Source organism: Rubellimicrobium rubrum (genome assembly GCF_006152115.1).
GTDB classification, from domain to species: domain Bacteria; phylum Pseudomonadota; class Alphaproteobacteria; order Rhodobacterales; family Rhodobacteraceae; genus Rubellimicrobium; species Rubellimicrobium rubrum.
In genome coordinates, this window is the sequence record NZ_VDFU01000012.1 from 44,189 (window position 1) to 64,102 (window position 19,914).

18 protein-coding genes and 1 tRNA gene are annotated in these 19,914 nt (G+C 67.6%); 6 read left to right on the forward strand and 13 right to left on the reverse strand.

Annotation, left to right across the window (positions count from 1 at the left end; all coding sequences use genetic code 11):
* Positions 1–59 precede the first annotated feature (59 nt).
* Together FHG66_RS11400 and FHG66_RS11405 are read right to left on the reverse strand one after the other, a co-directional pair.
* On the reverse strand, positions 60–1,607 hold the full coding sequence (locus FHG66_RS11400) for a hypothetical protein (protein WP_139076878.1): 1,548 nt from the start codon (positions 1,605–1,607) through the stop codon (positions 60–62).
* Between the two features lie 247 nt (positions 1,608–1,854).
* Positions 1,855–1,928, reverse strand: a tRNA-Met gene (locus tag FHG66_RS11405).
* Between the two features lie 123 nt (positions 1,929–2,051).
* Between FHG66_RS11405 and FHG66_RS11410 the strand changes: the two genes are divergently transcribed.
* Positions 2,052–3,467 carry an FAD-binding oxidoreductase gene (locus FHG66_RS11410; RefSeq protein WP_139076879.1) on the forward strand — a complete coding sequence of 472 codons (1,416 nt, stop codon included), beginning with the start codon at positions 2,052–2,054 and terminating at the stop codon, positions 3,465–3,467.
* Between the two features lie 81 nt (positions 3,468–3,548).
* Here the strand turns inward: FHG66_RS11410 and hemC are convergent, their stop codons facing one another.
* Complete coding sequence (gene hemC, locus FHG66_RS11415; protein WP_139076880.1) at positions 3,549–4,475, reverse strand: hydroxymethylbilane synthase; 927 nt, start codon at positions 4,473–4,475, stop codon at positions 3,549–3,551.
* Between the two features lie 42 nt (positions 4,476–4,517).
* Positions 4,518–4,706, reverse strand: a complete 189-nt coding sequence (locus tag FHG66_RS11420; protein ID WP_139076881.1) for a hypothetical protein — start codon at positions 4,704–4,706, stop codon at positions 4,518–4,520.
* Positions 4,707–4,814: 108 nt separating this feature from the next.
* Between FHG66_RS11420 and hemE the strand changes: the two genes are divergently transcribed.
* Positions 4,815–5,846, forward strand: coding sequence for a uroporphyrinogen decarboxylase (hemE, locus tag FHG66_RS11425; RefSeq protein ID WP_139076882.1), 1,032 nt, complete (start codon positions 4,815–4,817; stop codon positions 5,844–5,846).
* Between the two features lie 8 nt (positions 5,847–5,854).
* Here the strand turns inward: hemE and FHG66_RS11430 are convergent, their stop codons facing one another.
* Both FHG66_RS11430 and hemF read right to left on the reverse strand, forming a co-directional pair.
* Positions 5,855–6,877, reverse strand: coding sequence for a hypothetical protein (locus FHG66_RS11430; protein ID WP_139076883.1), 1,023 nt, complete (start codon positions 6,875–6,877; stop codon positions 5,855–5,857).
* An 88-nt stretch (positions 6,878–6,965) separates the two neighbouring features.
* The gene (gene hemF, locus FHG66_RS11435; RefSeq protein WP_139076884.1) at positions 6,966–7,856 is read right to left on the reverse strand and encodes an oxygen-dependent coproporphyrinogen oxidase; all 891 of its coding nucleotides are present in this window, start codon (positions 7,854–7,856) and stop codon (positions 6,966–6,968) included.
* Positions 7,857–7,947: 91 nt separating this feature from the next.
* On the opposite strand from hemF, the gene FHG66_RS11440 reads away from it, so the two are divergent.
* A complete protein-coding gene (locus FHG66_RS11440) occupies positions 7,948–8,343 on the forward strand; it encodes a hypothetical protein (protein ID WP_139076885.1) in 396 nt (131 codons plus the stop codon).
* Positions 8,344–8,353: 10 nt separating this feature from the next.
* On the opposite strand, the gene FHG66_RS11445 is transcribed toward FHG66_RS11440, so the two are convergent.
* Together FHG66_RS11445 and clpS are read right to left on the reverse strand one after the other, a co-directional pair.
* Positions 8,354–9,376: a class I SAM-dependent methyltransferase gene (locus FHG66_RS11445; protein ID WP_139076886.1), complete on the reverse strand. Its 1,023-nt coding sequence runs from the start codon at positions 9,374–9,376 to the stop codon at positions 8,354–8,356.
* Between the two features lie 18 nt (positions 9,377–9,394).
* Positions 9,395–9,742, reverse strand: coding sequence for an ATP-dependent Clp protease adapter ClpS (gene clpS, locus FHG66_RS11450; RefSeq protein WP_425471733.1), 348 nt, complete (start codon positions 9,740–9,742; stop codon positions 9,395–9,397).
* Positions 9,743–9,832: 90 nt separating this feature from the next.
* Between clpS and FHG66_RS11455 the strand changes: the two genes are divergently transcribed.
* Entirely contained in the window at positions 9,833–10,531 is a 699-nt protein-coding gene (locus FHG66_RS11455) for an HAD family hydrolase (protein ID WP_139076887.1), read from the forward strand.
* A gap of 244 nt (positions 10,532–10,775) precedes the next feature.
* A complete protein-coding gene (locus tag FHG66_RS11460; RefSeq protein ID WP_139076888.1) occupies positions 10,776–12,185 on the forward strand; it encodes a serine hydrolase in 1,410 nt (469 codons plus the stop codon).
* A 69-nt stretch (positions 12,186–12,254) separates the two neighbouring features.
* On the opposite strand, the gene FHG66_RS11465 is transcribed toward FHG66_RS11460, so the two are convergent.
* The 5 genes from FHG66_RS11465 to FHG66_RS11485 form a co-directional block, all read right to left on the reverse strand.
* A complete protein-coding gene (locus tag FHG66_RS11465) occupies positions 12,255–13,886 on the reverse strand; it encodes an ABC transporter ATP-binding protein (RefSeq protein WP_139076889.1) in 1,632 nt (543 codons plus the stop codon).
* Positions 13,883–15,118 carry an ABC transporter permease gene (locus FHG66_RS11470; protein ID WP_246082566.1) on the reverse strand — a complete coding sequence of 412 codons (1,236 nt, stop codon included), beginning with the start codon at positions 15,116–15,118 and terminating at the stop codon, positions 13,883–13,885. Before FHG66_RS11470 ends, FHG66_RS11465 begins: the two co-directional genes overlap by 4 nt.
* Positions 15,119–15,121: 3 nt before the next feature.
* The gene (locus FHG66_RS11475; RefSeq protein WP_139076890.1) at positions 15,122–16,204 is read right to left on the reverse strand and encodes a microcin C ABC transporter permease YejB; all 1,083 of its coding nucleotides are present in this window, start codon (positions 16,202–16,204) and stop codon (positions 15,122–15,124) included.
* 17 nt (positions 16,205–16,221) lie between these two features.
* Complete coding sequence (locus tag FHG66_RS11480) at positions 16,222–18,159, reverse strand: extracellular solute-binding protein (protein ID WP_139076891.1); 1,938 nt, start codon at positions 18,157–18,159, stop codon at positions 16,222–16,224.
* A 227-nt stretch (positions 18,160–18,386) separates the two neighbouring features.
* Positions 18,387–18,935 (reverse strand): c-type cytochrome, encoded by a 549-nt coding sequence (locus tag FHG66_RS11485; protein WP_139076892.1) that lies wholly within the window; start codon positions 18,933–18,935, stop codon positions 18,387–18,389.
* A 140-nt stretch (positions 18,936–19,075) separates the two neighbouring features.
* Between FHG66_RS11485 and FHG66_RS11490 the strand changes: the two genes are divergently transcribed.
* Positions 19,076–19,912, forward strand: a complete 837-nt coding sequence (locus FHG66_RS11490; protein ID WP_139076893.1) for a prephenate dehydratase — start codon at positions 19,076–19,078, stop codon at positions 19,910–19,912.
* The last annotated feature ends 2 nt before the right edge of the window (positions 19,913–19,914 follow it).

Sequence of the window (19,914 nt, forward strand, 5' to 3'; positions counted from 1 at the left end):
TGACCGGGTGGAGCGGGAGTGGCGGCGTTGCGGACGCCGGGACGGGCGATGCTGCACCATCAGACCTGTCTCATCCGATCAGGGTTGGAGCCTGTGTCTCCCCTGACGGCTCTCAGGACGCCTGACGGCGCCACCGGGGGAGGCCCTATGGTTGCCGCGGAGACCTGAGACCGACTCCCTGTACTGGGTGCACTTCGCGGGCTGGTCCAGAGGTCATGCCGGGCCACGTCGCCCGGCGCCGGATAATCATGCTTGATCTGGCGAAAATGCGTCTGGATGCTCTCGATGGCCGCCTCGACGATACGCCCAATCTCCTCGACCTCGCGCTGCGCGCCGGCACGGTGGCCGGTTTCGATCTCCATATCCACGAATTCCGCGAACTGGTAATCCGTGTCGAAATGCGCCGGGGCCGGCGACCTGCGGGCCCCCCGGTTGTGGTCGCGGTAGGTCTTGAGCAGCATCTGAACTTTGAGGTCGCACTGCGCTAGGAAGGTCGACAGATGCGAATGCATCCGGCGATGCCCGTAAAGCGCGTCGATCGCGTCGCCAACCTTGCTCTGGACCTCCTCATTGGCTCCTTTCAAATCGTCGACGGCCTCTTGCCGCTTGTTGTCCAAGCTATCGAGCGCATCCTGATAGGTGTCGACATAACCGGCGAGCGCGTTCCGGAACTGCTTCGTCACTTTCTGATAGCCGGGATAGGACTCGCCGCTGAACGCGAACTTGAGAAATGTGACGAGCGCAATGACAACGCCGAACAGCGCCAGCTGCCAGGACTGGATGCTGTCAAGCGCCAGGGGAGTCGCTTGAAGGCTTAGAAGGCCAGCGCGCGCTGCCTCTTGCCAGACCGGGATCGTCTCCAGGGCGTCGCGAAAATGGGCCACGGCCAGGTTATAGCCGCCGATCAAAGCCATGAGGCTGCCCGTAAGGACCAACCCCACTAACTTGCGGCCCCAGGACACGTGACGGACTTCGCGACTGGCCAGGCCCGCCAGGATGGCAAGAGCCAGATTGATGACCGACACTAGGACGGCAATTCCCGTTCCACCCAAGAGACCGAACTCGTTGCGGGCGGCAAAGAGTACGCCGTTCAGGGCGGACTCGATCAGGAAGCTCACTAACAGGATCAGGGCCGTGACCCATTTGTTGGTCGGATCGAACGCGGGGCGGCGCAGGTGGTTGCGGTCGCGGAAGTCCGTCAGGGCTCGGCTCCACTCTTCTAGGTCCTTATGGTAGACTGTTAGCAAGCCCCGGTAGTTCGCTACATCATGTTCGAAGCTGCCGCTCGCGGCCCCGGCCGCCTCGCGGACCTCCAGAGACGCCGTATGCGCCTTGGATAGCCGCCCGGCATAAACGTCCTTCCACTTCGCATAATTGTCGAGACCCATGCGACGATGACGTTCGATCTCAAGCACGATGGACATCTCGACCCCATCAAGGCTCGTTTCCTGCGGCCCGGGCATGTCGCGGGCGCCATTGTCACGCCCTTTATCCTTGAGGCGGAGGCGGCGAGCGATCGCCTCGGCGTCGATGTCAGGAAAAACCTCCGCGGTCGGGACGAACGCCTCCGAGGACGGAAAGAGTCGCCGCAGGCGGTCCAGGATCATGGCAAATCGCTCCGACGCAGCATTGCGTTGGATCAACCATGGATTTGCCACTAACTTTCGGCAATAGATTGCGTCAAAACTAAGTTAATGAAAGGGCGTACTTGGGCCCTTTCGATCGCTGCAACCCGGCGTTGATGCTCTAGACGCCCCCGACGGCCAGAGCGCAAGCATCCCAGTCGCACAAAATCTCGCACAAAGAAGCCAGCTAAGTTAGCCAACACCGCAGCTATCTCGCTGAAATTATTAGTAGCGGAGGAGGGATTTGAACCCCCGACACACGGATTATGATTCCGCTGCTCTAACCAACTGAGCTACTCCGCCACGGGGCCTGCACTTAAGACCCCTGCGAGGAGTCGTCAACCGGCAAAGTGGCGCAGGGCTGGTCCCTCTTTCGGCGGGCGCCAAGATCGTCCATCAAGGCGTTCGGTGTTGCGGAGGACGGCCATGGACATCATCGCGAGGCTTGTCGCGGCTGTAGGCCCCGCCAACCTGCTACGAGGCGAGGAGGCGGTCGCGCCCTGGGCGCGCGACTGGACTGGACGCTACGTGGGGGCGCCGCTCGCGGTTGTCCGCCCGGGCTCCACGGCCGAGGTGTCGCAGGTGATGGCCGCCGCCCATGCGGCGGGGGTGGCGGTGGTTCCAGCATCCGGCCGCACCGGGCTCACGGGGGCCACGCATGCACCGGACAGGATCGTTCTGTCGCTCGACCGCATGAACCGCATTCGCGCGGTCAAGGCCGGGCCGCGCCTCCTGATCGCCGAGGCCGGGGTGATCCTGGACCGGCTCCACGAGGCCGCCGAGGCCCATGACCTCATCTTTCCCCTGACCTTCGGCGCCAAGGGCTCGGCCATGATCGGAGGGGCGCTGTCCACCAACGCGGGGGGCTCCAACGTGCTCCGCTACGGCTCGGCGCGGGAGCAGTGCCTGGGGATCGAGGTCGTGCTGGCCGACGGACGGGTGCTGGACCTGATGTCCGAACTCCATAAGGACAACTCGGGCTACGCGTTGCGCCACCTGTTCATCGGGGCCGAGGGCACGCTGGGGGTCATCACGGCGGCGGTGCTCAAGCTGCTGCCCCGCCCTCGGGCCTATGCGACGGCGATGGTCGCCGTGCCGTCCATTACCGCCGGGCTGGACCTCCTCGCCCGCCTGCGCGAGGCGACCGGCGGCGCGGTCGAGGCGTTCGAGTACATGCCCCGCAGCTACATCGAAGCGCATCTCGCCCATATCCCCGGCGCGCGGGAGCCGTTCGACGCCCCGCACGACCACACCATCATGGTCGAGGTCGGCGCGGTCGCGCCGCGGGACGCAGAGCCCGGACCGGACGGAACCATCCCCGTCGTGGAGCAGGTCGAAGAGGTTCTGGCCGATCTCATGGACAGGGGACAGGTGCTCGATGCCGTCGTGGCGCGGTCCGAGGCGCAACGGCGCGAGATGTGGGCCCGGCGCGAGTCCGCGGCCGAGATCACCTTTACCCAACCCTTCTTCGTGGACACCGACATCGCCGTCCCGCTCGACCGGCTGGAGGAGTTCCTGGCGACCATCCGGCACCGGCTGGCCGGCATCGATCCGGAGGCCAAGGACTTCGTCGTTTCCCATCTGGGGGATGGCAACATCCATTACACGGCCTATCCGACGCGGGGCAACAGCGACCACCTCGCGGCCATCCGGGCGCTGGTGGACGACACGGCGGTCTCCCTGGGCGGCAGCTTCTCGGCCGAGCACGGGATCGGTCAGTCCAAGCTGTCCGCGATGCGCACCCACAAGGACCCGGTCGCGGTCGAGGTGATGCGGAGCCTCAAGGCCGCGCTCGATCCCAAGGGCCTCCTCAATCCGGGAAAGACCGTGCCCGGCCCCTGAGGCGCAGGGCGACGGCATCCCGCGCCTGGGGCCGACAAATATGGGCCGCGGCGTTGATCCTGGGCGGGATAGGCGCGCCGGTCAGTCCGAGAAGAAGCGCGGCCCGACCTCGTGGAGCATGCGGCAGGCCATGACGCCGCCGATATCCACCCCCTCGTCGAGGGGGCCGGTGCTGTCGTCCGACACGACACGGCTTCCGTCCGGACGCAGGATCTCGCCCCGCATCCGAAGGCGACCGTCCTCGATCTCGGCCAACCCGGCGATGGGGGTCTGGCAGGATCCGTCCAGCCCCTTGAGGAACGCCCGCTCCGCCGCGAGCCGCAGCCCTGTGTCGCGGTCATGGATCAGCGCCAGCATCTCGCGCACGCGGTCGTCGCCGGTCCGGCGCTCCACGCCGATGGTGCCCTGCGCGATGGCGGGCAGCATGGCGTCGGGCGGGATCGGCCGCGCGGGCACGTCGCGGTAGCCCAGCCGGTTCAGCCCGGCCATGGCCAGAAACGTTGCCCCCGCGATCCCCTGCGACAGCTTGGACAGCCGGGTCTGCACGTTCCCCCGAAACTCCACCACCTGAAGGTCCGGCCTGCGTGCGAGGAGTTGCGCCCGCCGCCGCAGGGAGGATGTGCCGACCACCGCCCCCTCGGGCAGGTCGGCCAGGCCCGCATGGTCGTCCAGGGTCACGAAGGCGTCCCTCGGGTCCTCGCGGGGCAGGAAGCAGTCCAGGCTCAGCCCTTCGGGTTGCAGGACAGGCATGTCCTTCATCGAGTGGACGGCGATGTCCACGTCGCCGGACAGCAGCGCCTCCTCGATCTCCTTGGTGAACAGGCCCTTGCCGCCGATCTGGCTCAGCGGACGGTCCTGCACCGCGTCGCCGGTCACGCGGATCACGACGATCTCGAAGGCGTCGGAGGACAGCCCCGTGGCGGCCATCAGCCGGTCACGGGTCTCGTGGGCCTGGGCCAGCGCCAGCGGCGAGCCGCGCGTGCCGATGCGGAGGGAGGCTTGGGTCATGCGCGCGTTCTAGGCCGCGCCGCCCCCCGGAGCAACCCGAGGTCAGCCCCGCCGCGGCGTTGTGATCAGCCGGACCAGCAGCCCGCCGACCAGCGCCCCGCCGAGCGCCGCCGCAAGCAGCCCCGCCGAGGGGTCATTCACCCCCAGGCGCGGCAGGAGCCAAACGGCCAGAAGCTCGGCGCACAGGGCCAGGACAAGAGCAAGAATGCCAAGGTAGTGAGTCAGAGTCATGACGGACCTCCGCCGCGAGAACCAACAAGCCCAAGCCTATCACGAACGCGCCGCTGCGTCCACGGCACGGCTTGACAAGGCCCTTGCCGGACGGGCACCCGAACGGGCATGAGCAAGCTGATCCTGCGCGCCCTTGCGGGCGAGACCCTGCCCGTGCCCCCCATCTGGATGATGCGCCAGGCCGGCCGCTACCTTCCCGAATACCGCGCCACGCGCGAGCGGGCGGGCGACTTCCTGTCGCTCTGCTACAACCCGGAGCTCGCAGCCGAGGTGACGCTCCAGCCGATCCGGCGCTTCGGCTTCGACGCGGCGATCCTGTTCGCCGACATCCTGCTGGTGCCGCAGGCGCTTGGCCTCGATCTCGCCTTCGAGGCGGGCGAGGGACCGCGCCTGTCCACCATCACCACCGAGGCCGACCTCCAGCGCCTCAGGCCAGTGGACGCCATCCACGACACCCTGTCCCCGGTCTATGAGACCGTCCGCATCCTGTCCCGCGCGCTTCCGTCCGAGACGACGCTGATCGGCTTCGCGGGGGCCCCCTGGACCGTGGCGACATACATGATCGCCGGGCGCGGCACGCCGGACCAAGGTCCGGCCCATGCGCTCAAGGCCGCGAACCGCCCGCTCTTCGAGGCGATCCTCGACCGGCTGACCCTGGCCACCATCGACTATCTGTCCGCCCAGGTCGAAGCCGGGGCCGAGGTCGTGAAGATATTCGACTCCTGGGCAGGCTCGCTCAAGGGCGACGACTTCCGGGCCTATGCCCTCGAACCCGCCCGCCGCATCACCGAGGCGCTGAAGGCCCGCCACCCCGGCCTGCCGGTCATCGCCTTCCCGCGCGGCGCGGGCGAGCGGTTCGAAGGCACTCATGCGGCCATCGGCGCGGATTGCATCGCGCTCGATGACGGCGTGGCCCCGGACTGGGCCGCCAGCCACGTCCAGCGCGACGGCTGCGTGCAGGGCAACCTCGCCTCCCACCACCTCGTCACCGGGGGCGAGCCGCTGATTGAGGCGACGCGCCGCGTCGTTCGGGCCTTCGCAGGGGGCCCGCACATCTTCAACCTCGGCCACGGCATCACGCCGGACGCGAGCGCCGACAACGTCCACCGGATGATCGACACGGTGCGCAAGGGGGCCTGATCCCTCCCCTATCGCCGGGACTGCGACACCGCCACCTCCATGCGCGCGAACCGGTCGGGGATGATCCGTTCAGAGAACCCGGCCAGCGTCGACCAGATCAGCAGTTGCGCGAACGGAGCCGAGACGATGTTGAAACCAGGCTCCTGCCAGGGGAATTTTCGCGCGCCGGCATCATAGCGCTGCCAGATGTCGGCATCCCCGTTCCAGTCCGGGAAGAAGTCGCCGTCCACCACTTCCCCGACGATCAGGAAGTACATGACCAAGGCCCCCAACACGCCGACGATCAGCCGAAGGACGATCGCGAAATGCGAGAAGTCGGTCGTGATCTCCTCGACGCCGATGGTCGCCATGACCTTCTGGAACAGGATCATGCGCGACAGGAACGCCCCCGACACGCCGCACCACATCACCGCGAGGACGTGGTAGGGGCCCAGTTGACCCAACTGCCCCAGCCAGTAGCACAGGACCAGCACGACCACCCCCGGCGCGATCAGCGCAAAGCCCCAGGCGTTGAGCCGTCGCGCCGCCTTGGCGCGGTGATACCGGGCATGCTCCTGGCTTTGGTAGGCGGCGTGAAGGTCACGCAGCAGAACCGAGTAGATGACGCGCCGCCCTTCCTCGTCGGTGCGGTCCTTGTAGAAGGCGGTCTTCAGTTCGGTGTAGGTCGGGATGGCAAGCTGCTGGGCCTTGGCGAAGCGCCCCACCGCCTCGGCCCTGATCTCGGAATCGTCCATGAGCAGGGCCAGACGCTGCTCGGCCTCATAAAGCCGAAGAAAGTCGGGACGTTCCCCCTCGGCCGGCTCGGTCAGGAGTTGCTCGATGATCGGGTCCCGAGCGACGGCGCTGCCCGTGGCGGCCGTGCGCTGCCAGATGCGGTCGCTCAGAACCTTGAGGCCGATCTTCCTGGCGATCCACAGGTTCCGCTCCGCCCTCAGGTCCTCGCGGCCCCAGATCCTTGTCCGAGTGACCGGAGCGGGCCCGCCCCCCACCGAGACGTCCTGCCTGAAACCCTGCGCGGCGGCATCCAACATGAGACACCCCTAGACGACCCAACACACCAAGCACCGTGGCACAGCCTACCACGGCGGCGGTTTTCCAGCAATCGTAACGGCTCCGGACCTAGACCCACTTCGCCAGCGGCGGCAGGCTCATCAGCACGGCCTCCGCATCGTGACCCGAGGCCAGGCCGAACTTGGTCCCCCGGTCATAGACCAGGTTGAACTCGGCATAGAGCCCTCGGTGGACGAGCTGCCGGTCCTTGTCGCCCTCCCCCCAGGGCTGCGCCGCGCGCTGTTCGGCCAAGGGCAGCCAAGCCGGAAGGAACGCCCGCCCGATGTCCTGGATCATGGAAAAGTCCCTCTCCCAGTCGCCCGAGTTGTGGTCGTCGAGGAAGATGCCCCCCACGCCCCGCGCGCGGCCGCGGTGCGGCACGAAGAAGTACTCGTCCGCCCAAGCCTTCTGGCGTGGGTACTCCTCGGGCCCGTGCGGATCGAGATGCGTTCTGAGGACGGCATGGAAATGCCCCGTGTCCTCCTCGTACTCGATCGCGGGGTTCAGGTCGGTGCCGCCCCCGAACCACCACGCCGCAGGCGTCCAGAACATCCGGGTGTTGAGGTGGACGGCCGGAACATGCGGATTGCGGGGATGCGCCACAAGGCTGATGCCCGAGGCCCAGAAGCGCGGATCCTCGGCCACGCCCGGCACGCCCCGTGCGGCCATGGCGCGCTGCGCCTCGGGCCCCAGCACCCCATGGACGGTGGACACGCCCACGCCCATCTTTTCGAACACCCGCCCGCCCTTGAGGGTCGCCATCAGCCCGCCGCCCGCGTCGCCCCCGTCCGGGGCGCTGCGCCGGGTTTCCCGGAACTGGAACCGCCCCGGCGGGATGCCGTCCGCGCCATAGGCGTCGCCGTCCTCTAGCCCTTCATAAGCCGCGACGATGCGGTCGCGCAGCTCACCGAACCAGGCCGACGCGCGAGCCTTCTGCTCCGCCATGCTATCCGCCGTCATCACCGCCTCCGTGCTATCGGATAGCAGAGCTAGCACCCTTCCCCGCCCCTCTCCACGGGTCTAGACAAGGGGGACCAAGGAGTTTCCGCCCATGCGCCGCTTCGTTCCCGCCGCCGTCCTGCTATCCGCCCTGGCCCTGTCAGCCTGCCAGACTCCACGCGAAAGCTGCATCAGCAGCGCCTCGCGCGAGCTTCGGACCGTAGACTCCCTCATCCGCGAGACGCAGGGCAACCTGAGCCGCGGCTATGCCATCGTCACCGAGCAGCGCATCGACGTCGATCGCAGGATCTGCGAGGTCGAGTTGGAGGACGGCACCGAGCGGCAGTACTTCTGCGACGATACCGACGTCATCGACGTGGAACGCCCGGTCGCCATCGACCTGAGTGCCGAGCAGGCCAAGCTTGACAGCCTGCTCGAACGACGCGTGTCCCTGGCGGCCGAGCGCGAGGCCCGAGTGCAGGCCTGCGTCGCCACCTACCCGGAGTAGCAGGGCCCGATCAGCGGCGGCCCCGTGTCACCGTCCGGCCACTGGACCGCGGCGGCGGCCCAGGCCGCGCCTTCACGGGTTGCGCCGCGTGCAGCAGCTTGAAGCCTGCGTTGCCGCCGATCTCCTGCACGTTGCGGAACAACTCGGCCAGCGCGGCCTCGTAAGGCAGGTGCCGGTTGGCCACGAGCCAGAGTTGCCCCGACGGCGTGAGCGCCTTGGCCGCCGCCTGGATGAAGGCCAGGCCCAGTTCCGGTTCCGGCCGCCGCCCGACATGGAAGGGCGGGTTCATCACGATCCCATCATAGGGCCCGCGCACCCCGTGTCGGGCGTCCTCCCACAGGAACCGCGCCCGTTCGTCTTTGACGTTGAGCCGCGCGCAATCCAGCGCGAGCCGTTCGGCCTCGATCAGGTCCAGGCTTTCCACGCCGTCGCGCGCCAGCGCGGCCAACGCCAGAACTCCGATCCCGGCCCCAAAATCCGCCATGCGACGAGGCAGCTTGGGCGGCAGCGCCTCGGTCAGCATGAGCGAGGCCCGGTCCGCGCCATCGGCGCTGAACACGCCCGGCTGCGAGAACAGGCCATCCGGCCCCTGAACCGGCCCCTCCAGAGCCCAGTCCTCAAAGCCCGGCCCGCCCTGGAACCAGAACAGCCGCCCATGCCCTTGGGTCAGGCCTTCCACGTCCCCGCGCTTCGCCCGCACGTCGCGCCAAAGCGCGTCCACGCCGTCGGTTCGCTGCCCGTCCACGACGACCAGGGAGGCCAGCCGCGCGGCCTCGGCGATCAGAGCCCGCGCCAGCGCCTTGGAGCGCGGCACGCAGACGACAACGGCCGGGGCGGGCTCGCCCTCATCGACCACGCGGTAGCCCGCGCCGGCCCAGGCATCCCGGTCCGGGCGGAACGTGTGCTGGATGGTGATCCCTTCGCGCGGCAGCGCGGACAGGTCCATGGCCGCGGGGGGCCGCAGGACGAGCAGGTCGCCCTCGGGCAGCGAAAGGCCCTCCTCGAGGGCCGTGGCGAGTCGTGAACGGGGCATGAGGTCGGGCCGGGGCCCTTATTCCTTTTCCATGGTGCATTGCAGCGGATGCTGGTGCCGCTGCGCGAAGTCCATGACCAGGGCGACCTTGGTCTCCGCGATCTCGTAGGAATAGACGCCCACCACGGCCAGGCCCTTCTTGTGGACCATCAGCATCAGGTCGAAGGCCTGGGCATGGCTCATGCCGAAGAACCGCTCCAGCACATGGACCACGAACTCCATGGGCGTGTAATCGTCATTGAGGATCAGCACCTTGTAAAGGGGCGGACGCTGCGTCTTGGTTCGCGTCTCGAGCTTTACGCCCGTGCCGCCGTCCTGATCCTGGCCGGGCCCGCCGGCCATGATATGAGCTTGACCCGTGATCATGGGGAGGCTGCCGACCTATCGAGAATGGAATTTCGCACCGCGTGTATATAAGGCCAGAACGCGCACAAGAAAAGACACGAGGGAGCACCGATGCCGTCCTGGACCATCGGATTCGACGCGGACGACACGCTTTGGCACAATGAACGCTACTTCCGCCTGACGGAGGACCGCTTCGCCGAACTGCTGTCCGAGCATATGGAGGGCACCGACCTGCCGGCCCGCCTGCTGGAGGCCGAGCGGCGGAACCTCGGGATCTATGGCTTCGGAATCAAGGGGTTCGTGCTGTCCATGATCGAGACCGCCATCGAGGCGACCTCTGGCCGGGTGCCCGCCAGCGTCATCGCCGAGATCCTGGCGATGGGGCGCGACATGCTGGCGCATCCCATCGACCTGCTCCCCCATGCCCGCGAGGCCGTCGAAGCCGCCGCGCAGGAGGGGGAGGTGGTGCTCATCACCAAGGGCGACCTCCTCGACCAGGAACGCAAGCTGGCGCAGTCGGGCCTGGGCGAGATGTTCGACGCCGTGGAAATCGTGAGCGACAAGACCCCCGCCACCTATCTGCGGATCTTTGCACGGCACGGGGCGCGGCATTCCATGATGATCGGCAACTCGCTCAAGTCGGATGTCATTCCGGCGCTGGCGGCCGGCGCCTGGGGGGTGCATGTGCCGCATGGCACCACCTGGGCACTCGAAGTGGCCGAGCCCCCGCAGGAGCACCCCCGATTCCGCGAGATTAGGTCCCTGGCCGAGTTGCCAAGCCTCCTTGGGCAACTTGGCGGCCACCCCTGAGGCAGCGCGGCCACAGGTGACATTCCTTTTCACCGGGAGGATCGGTCGCGCGCCGGCCCGGACCCCGCCCCTAGTGGGAGTCGCGCGCGCCGAGCGCAACAGCTTGTGCAAAATATTGCGTGAGCCATTCCGGCCCCTTGCGCAAGACGCTTTTTCCGCACGCCGCCGCATGCTATTGTTCACGAACATAAGAGGTGGACGGGCATGCATCCGTCCCCCAGGGGCTGAAAAAGGGGCAGAGACCATGGGCAGTCGTTTCGGGCGGTCAGCCTGGCTGGCGTTCATCATACTTGCGCATGTTCTGGGCGCCGCCGCGGCCAAGGCCGCGCCGTTCGCGGCGTTCGTGATGGACGCGCGAACAGGCCAGATCTTCTACGAAGAGAATGCGGAAACCCCGCTGCACCCGGCCTCTCTCACCAAGATGATGACGCTCTACCTCGCCTTCCAGGCGATCCAGCAGGGCGAGATCACCCTCGACACCGAGGTACGCATCCCCGCCGACGCCGCCGACGAGCCGCCCTCGCGCCTGGGTCTGCGCGAAGGGCAGACGATCCGGATGCGCTACCTGCTCCGCGCCGCCGCCGTGAAGTCCGCCAACGACGCCGCCATGGCCATCGGCTATGCCCTGGGCGGCTCGCGCGAGGGCTTCGCCGCCCGCATGAACGCTATGGCGCAGGCCATGGGCATGAACCAGACCCACTTCATGAACGCGAACGGGCTGACCCAGGACGGCCATTATTCGACCGCCCGGGACATGAGCATCCTGGGCCGCCACCTCGTCTATGACTTCCCCCAGTATTACAACCTGTTCTCCCGCCGCAGCGCCGATGCGGGCATGGCCCAGGTGAACAACACCAACCGCCGGTTCCTCGACGCCTATGAGGGCGCGGACGGCATCAAGACCGGGTTCACCAACGCGGCCGGCTACAACCTCACCGCATCGGCCCAGCGCGGCGACGTGCGCATCATCGCGACCGTCTTCGGCGGCACCTCCACCGCCGACCGCAACGCCCGCGTGAGCCGCCTTCTCGACCTCGGCTTCGCCCATGCCCCGGCCGGCGCCCAGGTCGTGATGGTCGATCCGCCTGTCATCACCGCCAGCGACGTGACCGCGGTCGCGGCCAACACCAACGCCGCACCGACGATGCCCGCCCCTGTCGAAGGCGCCCGCGTGAGCGGCCCGATCGAGACTTCGCTGCGTCCCCAGCCACGTCCAGGCTCCACGGTGGTGGCCTTTGCTTCGGCGGTGAAGGAGGAGGAGATCGAGGGTGCTCTGGCCGAGGCCCTGGCCATGCCCCAGCCCGTCTCGGACCTGCCGGCCGAGATCATCATGACCGCCGCCGCCATCAGGCCCGAAGCCGCTCCGCTGCTGGAGCCCGAGCCCGAGGTCGTGACCCGGCTGTCCACCTCTGGCGGGTCGCTCTGGGGCATCAACCTGGGCAGCTTTCCGTCGCGCGATTCGGCCGAGCGGGCGCTGATCCGCGTGGCCCTGGCCGAGTCCACCACGCTTGACGGTGGTCTCCGCCGGGTGATCCAGCGCTCGGGCGGCTTCGACGCCAACGTCATCGGCCTGACCCGCGACGAGGCCGACCTCGCCTGCCGCCGGCTGCAGGCGCGGGGCACCACCTGCTTCATGGTCGGCACCGAGGAGTGAGAAGGCGCCCGGACCGTCCGGGCTTGCCAAGCGTCCAACGGATCAAAGGGGGCCTGCGGGCCCCCTTCCCTATTCCGCGGCTTGCACGACCGGAAAAGCCGCTGCCATCAGCGTGCGGGTATAGTCGGTCCGGGGGCTGCCAAAGACCTCGACCGCCGGCCCCGCCTCCACCACGTCGCCGTCCTTCATGACCATCACGCGGTGCGCCATGGCGCGGATCACCTTGAGGTCATGGCTGATGAACAGGAACGCGAGCCCGTGCTTCTGCTGCAGCCCCCGCAGGAGCTGAACGATCTGGACCTGCACCGTCATGTCGAGAGCGGAGGTCGGCTCGTCCAGGACCATCAGGCGCGGCTTCAGGATCAGGGCCCGCGCGATGGCGATGCGCTGGCGCTGCCCGCCCGAGAATTCGTGCGGGTAGCGATCCATGGTGGCGGGGTCGAGGCCGACCTCGCGCATGACCTCGGTGACCATCTCGCGCCGGTTCCGGCCCGGTTCCATCCCATGGACGCCAAGCCCCTCGGCGATGATCTCGCCCACCGTCATCCGGGGGCTCAGCGATCCGAAGGGGTCTTGGAAGACGATCTGCATCTCGCGGCGGAGGGGACGCATGTCGCGCTGGCCTAGCCCCTCGATGTTGCGCCCCAGGAACACGATGCGCCCATCCGTGGCCGGCAGGAGCCGCATCACGGCCAGCGCCAGCGTGGTCTTGCCCGACCCCGACTCGCCCACGATGCCCAGCGTCTCGCCGGCCCGGACGCTCAGGCTCGCGTCGTTCACCGCCTTGACGTGGCCCACGGTCCGGCGGAGCAGCCCGCGCTGGATCGGAAACCAGACCCGAAGGTTGCGGGTCTCGGCCACCGTCTCGGCGTTGGCGACGACAGGGGCCGGCAACCCCGTCTGTTCGGCCGCCAGCAGCTTACGGGTGTAGGGATGCTGGGGATTGGCGAACAGTTGCGCCGCCGGTCCCTGCTCCACGATCAGCCCGCCCTGCATGACGCAGACCCGGTCGGCGATCTTGCGGACGATGCTCAGGTCATGGGTGATGAACAGCATCGACAGCTTCTCGTCGCGCTTCAGATCGGCGAGCAGATCAAGGATCTGGGCCTGGATCGTCACATCGAGAGCGGTCGTGGGCTCGTCCGCGATCAGCAGCTCGGGCCCGTTGGCCAGCGCCATGGCGATCATGACGCGCTGCCGCTGCCCGCCCGACAACTGGTGCGGATAGGCGCCCAACCGGTCCTCGGGGTTGCGGATGCCCACGCGGGTCAGCAGGTCCACGATCCGCGCCCGCACGGCGTCGCCCCGCAGCCCTTGGTGAAGCTCGATGGACTCGCGCAGCTGCCGCTCGATGGTGTGGAGCGGGTTGAGGGAGGTCATCGGCTCTTGGAAGATGAAGCTGATGTCGTTGCCCCGCACCCGCCGCAACTCGCGCTCGGGCGCGCCGACCATCTCGCGGCCCTCGTAGCGGACCGACCCCTCGACCCGGGCGTTGTCCCCCAGAAGCTGCACCGTGGACAGCGCGGTGACGGACTTGCCCGACCCCGACTCTCCCACCAGGGCGACAGTTTCGCCCCGGTTGACGGCAAAGCTCACGCCCTTGACGGCATGGACGAGTCCGCCGTCCTGGGCAAAGCGCACATGGAGGTCGGCGACCTGAAGGACGGGCTCGCCCACGGGTCCGCGCGTCGGCGCATTCATCGGAACGTCTTTCTGGGGTCGAAGGCGTCGCGCACGCCTTCGAAGATGAAGACCAGGAGCGCCAGCATGATCGCAAACGTGAAGAAGGCCGTGAAGCCGAGCCACGGCGCCTGCAGGTTCTGCTTGGCCTGCAGCGACAACTCGCCCAGCGACGGCGCCGAGGACGGCAGCCCGTAGCCCAGGAAGTCGAGGCCCGCGAGCGTCCCGATGGCCCCGGTCACGAGGAAGGGCAGCATCGTCACCGTCGCGACCATGGCGTTGGGCAGCAGGTGCCGGAACATGATCGTGCCGTTCGACACGCCCAAGGCCCGCGCCGCGCGCACGTATTCGAAGTTGCGCGCCCGCAGGAACTCGGCCCGCACGACGCCGACCAGAGCGGGCCAGCCGAACAGGATGGTGAGTCCCACGAGCAGCCAAAAGCTTCGCCCCAGGATCGCGAAGACGATGATGATCACGTACAACGACGGCGTCCCGGACCAGATCTCGATGACCCGCTGGAAGATCAGGTCCGTCCAACCCCCGAAGAACCCCTGGAGCGCCCCCGCCACGATCCCGATAAGCGAGGCCGCAACCGTCACCATCAGCGCAAAGGCCACGGACAGGCGGAAGCCGTAGATGACCCGCGCCAGCACGTCGCGCTTGGTATCGTCGGTCCCGAGCCAGTTGTATTGGTCGGGCGGAGAGGGCGCGACGCCCCGCACGTCCACGATGGTGTCGTAGCTATAGGGAATGAGCGGCCAGATCATCCAGCCTTTCTGGAACTCGGGGTCCTGGATCGTGCCCGCCCGCGCCTGCTCGATGAACCCGTCCGGGTCGTCGAAGCAGTCCACGAGTCCACCCGTCTCGATCAGGCAGCGGACCTCGGGGTCGGTGTAGGCGGCCTCGGACGGGAAGTCGCCGCCATAGGCCTGCTCGCTGTAGAAGGAAAAGATCGGCATCCGCAGCTCGCCCCGGTAGCTCACCAGGATGGGCCGGTCGTTGGCCACGAACTCGGCGAAGAGCGAGATCAGGAACAGGACCGAGAAGACCACGAGCGACCAGAAGGCCCGCCCGTTGCGCCGGAAGTTGCGCCAGCGGCGCTGGTTCAGGGGCGACAGCCAGGGCCGGCGCGCAGGCGCGAGGGGTGCTGTGCGCAGCGGCTCGGACAACGGCTCCACGGGCGCGGGCGCCTGCCCCGGCATAGGTTCGGGGATCAGCGGCGGCTGGATGGTGGGTCGGGCGGCGTCGGTCATGTCTCAGCCCCGGCTTTCGAAGTCGATCCGCGGATCCACGAGGACGTAGGTGATGTCCGAGATGATCCCGATGATGAGGCCCAGGAGCGAAAAGGCGAACAGCGTGCCGAAGACGATGGGGTAGTCCCGCGCCACCGCCGCCTCGAACCCCAGCCGCCCGAGCCCGTCCAGCGAAAACAGCGTCTCGATGATGAGGGAGCCCCCGAAGAACACGCCGATGAACAGCGCCGGAAAGCCCGCGATCACGATCAGCATGGCGTTGCGAAAGACGTGGCCGTAGAGCACGCGGCTTTCCGTCAGTCCCTTGGCGCGCGCCGTCATGACGTACTGCTTCTTGATCTCGTCGAGGAAGCTGTTCTTGGTCAGCAGCGTCAGCGTCGCAAAGGCCGAGATGGTCGAGGCCAGCACCGGCAGCGCGATGTGCCAGAAGTAGTCCAACACCTTGCCGATCAGCGACAACTCCTCCCAGTTGTCCGAGGTGAGGCCCCGGAGCGGGAAGATCCGCCAGTACGACCCCCCCGCGAACAGCACGATCAGCAGGATCGCGAACAGGAAGCCCGGAATGGCATAGCCCACGATGATGGCTCCGCTCGTCCAGGTGTCGAAGCTGGACCCGTCACGGACCGCCTTGCGGATGCCCAGCGGAATCGAGACCAAATAAGCGATCAGCGTGGACCACAGCCCGAGCGTGATGGACACGGGCATCTTTTCCAGCACCAGGTTCACCACCGTCTCCGACCGGAACCAGGACTCGCCAAAGTCGAAGCGGATATAGTCCCACATCATCGACAGGAACCGCTCCAGCGGCGGCTTGTCGAAACCGAACTGCTGTTCAAGCTGGGCGATGAACTCGGGCGGCAGACCCCGCGCGCCGACATAGCCGCTGTCCTCGCCTCCGCCTGCCTCCTCGATCTCGCTGCCCCCGCCCGAGATGTTCTCGAACACGTCGCCCCGCCCCTCGATCTCGGCGATGATCTGCTCGATCGGGCCGCCGGGGACGAACTGCACGAGGACGAAGTTGATGATCATGATCCCGAGCAGCGTCGGGATCACGAGCAGGAGACGGCGGAGGATGTAGGCGCCCAAGGATTCCTGGCCTTACCTTACTGGAACGCGCCGGCGGTGCGCAGCGCCTCGGCCTTGTCGGCGTTGTACCACCAGAAGTCGAGATAGCCCAGATCATAGGGCGGGAGCGTCTCGGGATGCTCGAACATGTCGTAATAGGCGACGGTGTAGGAGGCCTTGTACCACTGCGGCACCCAGAACCGCTTGGCCCGCAGCACGCGGTCGAGCGCATTGACCGCCGTCACCATCGTCTCGCGCGTGTCGGCTGCGACGGCTATCGCGATCAGCCGATCCACTGCCGGGTCCTGCAGACCCATGAGGTTGCGGTTGCTCTCGGCCGCGCTTTCGGACCCGAACCACTGCTCCAGGCCCGTGGACGGCTCCAGGCTCATCTGGAAGCCCCAGGCCGTCATGTCGAAGTCGCTCTCGTCGCGCCGCTGCGTCATCTGCGCCGGATCCACGCGGTCGAGCCGGGCATTCACGCCGATCCTCTGCAGGTTCTCCACATAAGGGTTGATGACGCGATCGAAGGTGGGCGAGTCCTCGAGGATCACCACGTCTAGGGTCTGCCCGTCTTTGCGGCGCACCCCATCATCGCCCACGATCCAGCCGGCTTCGTCGAGAAGCTGAGACGCCTGCCGGATATTGCCGCGGTCGGCCTGCCGCTCGGGGCTGGAGACCGGGGGCACGACCGCTTCCTCGGTCAGGATCGATGCATCGAGCAGCCCCTCGTCCACCAGCGGCTGCAACAGCGCGACCTCCCCTTCCGAGGGGGCTCCCTGCGCCATCAGCTCGGATTCGTTCCAAAACCCGACAGTCCGGGTGTACAGGTCGTAGAACAGCGTCTCGTTCGACCATTCGAAGTTGAACATCAGGCCTAGCGCCTCGCGGACCCGGGGGTCCTGGAACGTCTCGCGGCGCAGGTTGAAGACGAAGGATTGCGCGACCGGCAGGCCGCCGTTGGGAAGCTCGCCCTTGAACACCCAGCCCTGCTCCAGAGCCGGAAAATTGTACCCCGTCGCCCAGAGGAGCGAGGAGTTCTCCACGCGGAAGGTGTATTCCCCGGCCTTGAACGCCTCGAAGGCGACGTTCGAGTCGGCGAAGTACTCGACCCGGATGCGGTCGAAATTGTTGCGACCGACATTGATCGGCAGGTTCTTCCCCCAGTAATCGGGGTTGCGTCCGATGAGGATGCGGCGGCTGAAGTCGAAGTTCTCGACCATATAGGGCCCCGAGCCCAGCAACGGTTGGTCGCTCGGTTCATCGAGCCGCTGGCCCGTTTCCTCGAACCAGGCCTTGGAGAGGACCGACAGCCCCCCCGCAAGCCCGATCCGGTCACGCATCGGCGCATCATCCGCAAAGGTGAACCGGATGCGGTGGGGATCGAGGACCTCGACGTTCGAGACCATCCCTCCCGCCGCAAGGCGATAGGACTCCAGCCCCTGCTCCATGAACAGGTCGTGCGAGAACTTCACGTCCTCGGCCGTCAGCGGCGAGCCATCCGCGAAGCGCGCCTCGGGCCGCAGGGTGAAGATCACCCAGGACAGGTCCTCGGGGTATTCCATGGACGAGCAGATCAGGCAGTAAAGCGATGTCGGGTCGTCCGCCGTGGAGGTCAGGATCGACTCGACGCCGTAGGCGCCGTAAGCCGTCGCGCCGCCCGCGATGGTGAACGGGTTGAAGCTGTCAAAGGTCCCCTCGGCCGCGATGGCGATCTCGCCGCCTTTGGGCGCGTCGGGGTTGACGTAATCCAGCACGAAATCAGGCTCGGGGTACTTCAGCTCCCCGAAGAAGTTGTACCCATGCGACACGATCGTCCCGCCTTCGCCCGGAGCGGTGGCCGCAGCCTCGGTGGGGGCGGCCTCCTGCGAGCGCGCCTCATGGGCCCAGAGAGCCCCGGCCAAGGCCAGCAGGCTCAGCACGAGCCGCGGCGCCGGGGCGGGCCGCGTCAGGGCGAGGGTCCGGGTCTGGGGCATGCAGGCTCCTCCTGAGGGGAAAGCGGGCGTGAACGACTGCCCGCCATAGTGCGGCCCAGTGCCGGGGATTCAAGTTTATTGTGCGTGATCAACCTGTGGGCTGGCCGTGATGAACGGGCTCGAAAGGCGCCACGAGATCACAGGCCCGGCACCCCCGACAAAAGCAAAGGACCACGCCTCGGCTGGAGGCGCGGCCCTTGGGATGCCGTCTGTGCGTCGGGCCTGACTCAGCCGCCGGGGTTGGTGGCGAGATAGGCGATCAGGTTGGCGCGGTCCTGCACGTCCTTGATGCCGTTGAAGTTCATCTTGGTCCCAGGCGCGTAGTCCGTGGGGGCCAGAATGAAGAGGTTCAGCGCGTCGGCCGTCCAGGACTCGGCGACCTGCTCCAGCGCTCCGGAATAATCGAACCCTTCGATGGCGTCGACCGGACGGTCCACCACGCCGTACAGCGTCGGACCGGTGCGGTTCTCGCCCTGAGCCAGCGAATGGCAGGCCGAGCAGGGGCGGAACTCGCCTTCGCCGGCGGCGGGATCGGCAGCCGCGAAGGCTTCCTGGAACTCGGCGGTGAGCTGCTCGGGCGTGACCTCGGCCACGGCTTCGCCGCCCTCGCCGCTTTCGACGGGGATCACATAGGCCTGGTGCAGCTCCTCGCCTTCCGCGACATGGGTTTCACCCCCGCCGTAGATCGCCTGTGCCGCCCAGCCCCCAAGCAGAAAAACCAGGAGGGTGCCGCAGAAGCCTCCCACGATCTTGGTAAGGGTCATCGTGTCGAACATGTCGCGTCTTGTCCCAGGAGCCTTTGTCGCGCGCCATGTATCCGCTTCCCGCCGCTCTCCGCAAGGTGTAGGCGCCGGCACGACACAGTGAGCGGGTGCGGCATGACCGCGCTGACGCTCTGCCGCAACAGGAAGCCCCCATGCCGCGCATCGCGTTCCAGGGCGAGGTCGGCGCCTACGGCCACCAGGCCTGCCTCGAGGCGCGCCCCGACCACGACCCCCTCCCCTGCCCCACCTTCGAGGATGCGATCGAGGCCGTCCGCTCGGGCGCGGCCGACCTGGGCATGATCGCCATTGAGAACTCGACCTACGGGCGCGTGGCCGATGTCCACCAGCTGCTGCCCGAAAGCGGCCTGCATATCGTGGACGAGCACTTCCTGCGGGTCCGCATCAGCGTCCTGGGCGTCCGGGGCGCGCGGATCTCGGATCTGCGGCGCGTCCGGGGCATGGCGATCCTGCTGGGCCAGGCCCGGGGCTTCGTCCGCGCGCACGGTCTCCAGACCCTCGCCTGGTCCGACAACGCCGCCGGCGCCCGCGAGGTGGCCCATCTCGGCGACCCGGCAGAGGGCTCCCTCGCCCCCGAGATCGCCGCGAAGGTCTATGGGCTCGACGTCCTGGCCTCGGGCGTCGAGGACCACGAGGGCAACACCACCCGCTTCCTTGTCATGTCGCCCCAGGCCGACCTGTCGCGCCGTGGCGAGGGGGGCATGATGACCAGCCTCGTCTTTCGCGTCCGCAACATCCCCGCCGCGCTCTACAAGGCGCTGGGGGGCTTCGCCACGAACGGCCTCAACGTGACCAAGCTCGAAAGCTACCTCGTGGGTGGCCGGTTCCAGGCCGCGCAGTTCTACGCCGAGGTCGAAGGCCACCCCGAGGACGCGCCCCTCCAGCGCGCCCTGGAGGAGCTCGACTACTTCTCGGACCGGCTCGACATCATGGGCGTCTTCCCCGCCGCCCGCCCCCGGCACGAGGATTAGGG

What these genes read in the sequence shown, in the direction of transcription:
- FHG66_RS11400 (WP_139076878.1), bottom strand. Translation starts at nt 1,607, where the DNA reads ATGATCCTGGACCGCCTGCGGCGACTCTTTCCGTCCTCGGAGGCGTTC.
- FHG66_RS11410 (WP_139076879.1), top strand. Translation starts at nt 2,052, where the DNA reads ATGGACATCATCGCGAGGCTTGTCGCGGCTGTAGGCCCCGCCAACCTG.
- hemC (WP_139076880.1), bottom strand. Translation starts at nt 4,475, where the DNA reads ATGACCCAAGCCTCCCTCCGCATCGGCACGCGCGGCTCGCCGCTGGCG.
- FHG66_RS11420 (WP_139076881.1), bottom strand. Translation starts at nt 4,706, where the DNA reads ATGACTCTGACTCACTACCTTGGCATTCTTGCTCTTGTCCTGGCCCTG.
- hemE (WP_139076882.1), top strand. Translation starts at nt 4,815, where the DNA reads ATGAGCAAGCTGATCCTGCGCGCCCTTGCGGGCGAGACCCTGCCCGTG.
- FHG66_RS11430 (WP_139076883.1), bottom strand. Translation starts at nt 6,877, where the DNA reads ATGTTGGATGCCGCCGCGCAGGGTTTCAGGCAGGACGTCTCGGTGGGG.
- hemF (WP_139076884.1), bottom strand. Translation starts at nt 7,856, where the DNA reads ATGACGGCGGATAGCATGGCGGAGCAGAAGGCTCGCGCGTCGGCCTGG.
- FHG66_RS11440 (WP_139076885.1), top strand. Translation starts at nt 7,948, where the DNA reads ATGCGCCGCTTCGTTCCCGCCGCCGTCCTGCTATCCGCCCTGGCCCTG.
- FHG66_RS11445 (WP_139076886.1), bottom strand. Translation starts at nt 9,376, where the DNA reads ATGCCCCGTTCACGACTCGCCACGGCCCTCGAGGAGGGCCTTTCGCTG.
- clpS (WP_425471733.1), bottom strand. Translation starts at nt 9,742, where the DNA reads ATGATCACGGGTCAAGCTCATATCATGGCCGGCGGGCCCGGCCAGGAT.
- FHG66_RS11455 (WP_139076887.1), top strand. Translation starts at nt 9,833, where the DNA reads ATGCCGTCCTGGACCATCGGATTCGACGCGGACGACACGCTTTGGCAC.
- FHG66_RS11460 (WP_139076888.1), top strand. Translation starts at nt 10,776, where the DNA reads ATGGGCAGTCGTTTCGGGCGGTCAGCCTGGCTGGCGTTCATCATACTT.
- FHG66_RS11465 (WP_139076889.1), bottom strand. Translation starts at nt 13,886, where the DNA reads ATGAATGCGCCGACGCGCGGACCCGTGGGCGAGCCCGTCCTTCAGGTC.
- FHG66_RS11470 (WP_246082566.1), bottom strand. Translation starts at nt 15,118, where the DNA reads ATGACCGACGCCGCCCGACCCACCATCCAGCCGCCGCTGATCCCCGAA.
- FHG66_RS11480 (WP_139076891.1), bottom strand. Translation starts at nt 18,159, where the DNA reads ATGCCCCAGACCCGGACCCTCGCCCTGACGCGGCCCGCCCCGGCGCCG.
- FHG66_RS11485 (WP_139076892.1), bottom strand. Translation starts at nt 18,935, where the DNA reads ATGTTCGACACGATGACCCTTACCAAGATCGTGGGAGGCTTCTGCGGC.
- FHG66_RS11490 (WP_139076893.1), top strand. Translation starts at nt 19,076, where the DNA reads ATGCCGCGCATCGCGTTCCAGGGCGAGGTCGGCGCCTACGGCCACCAG.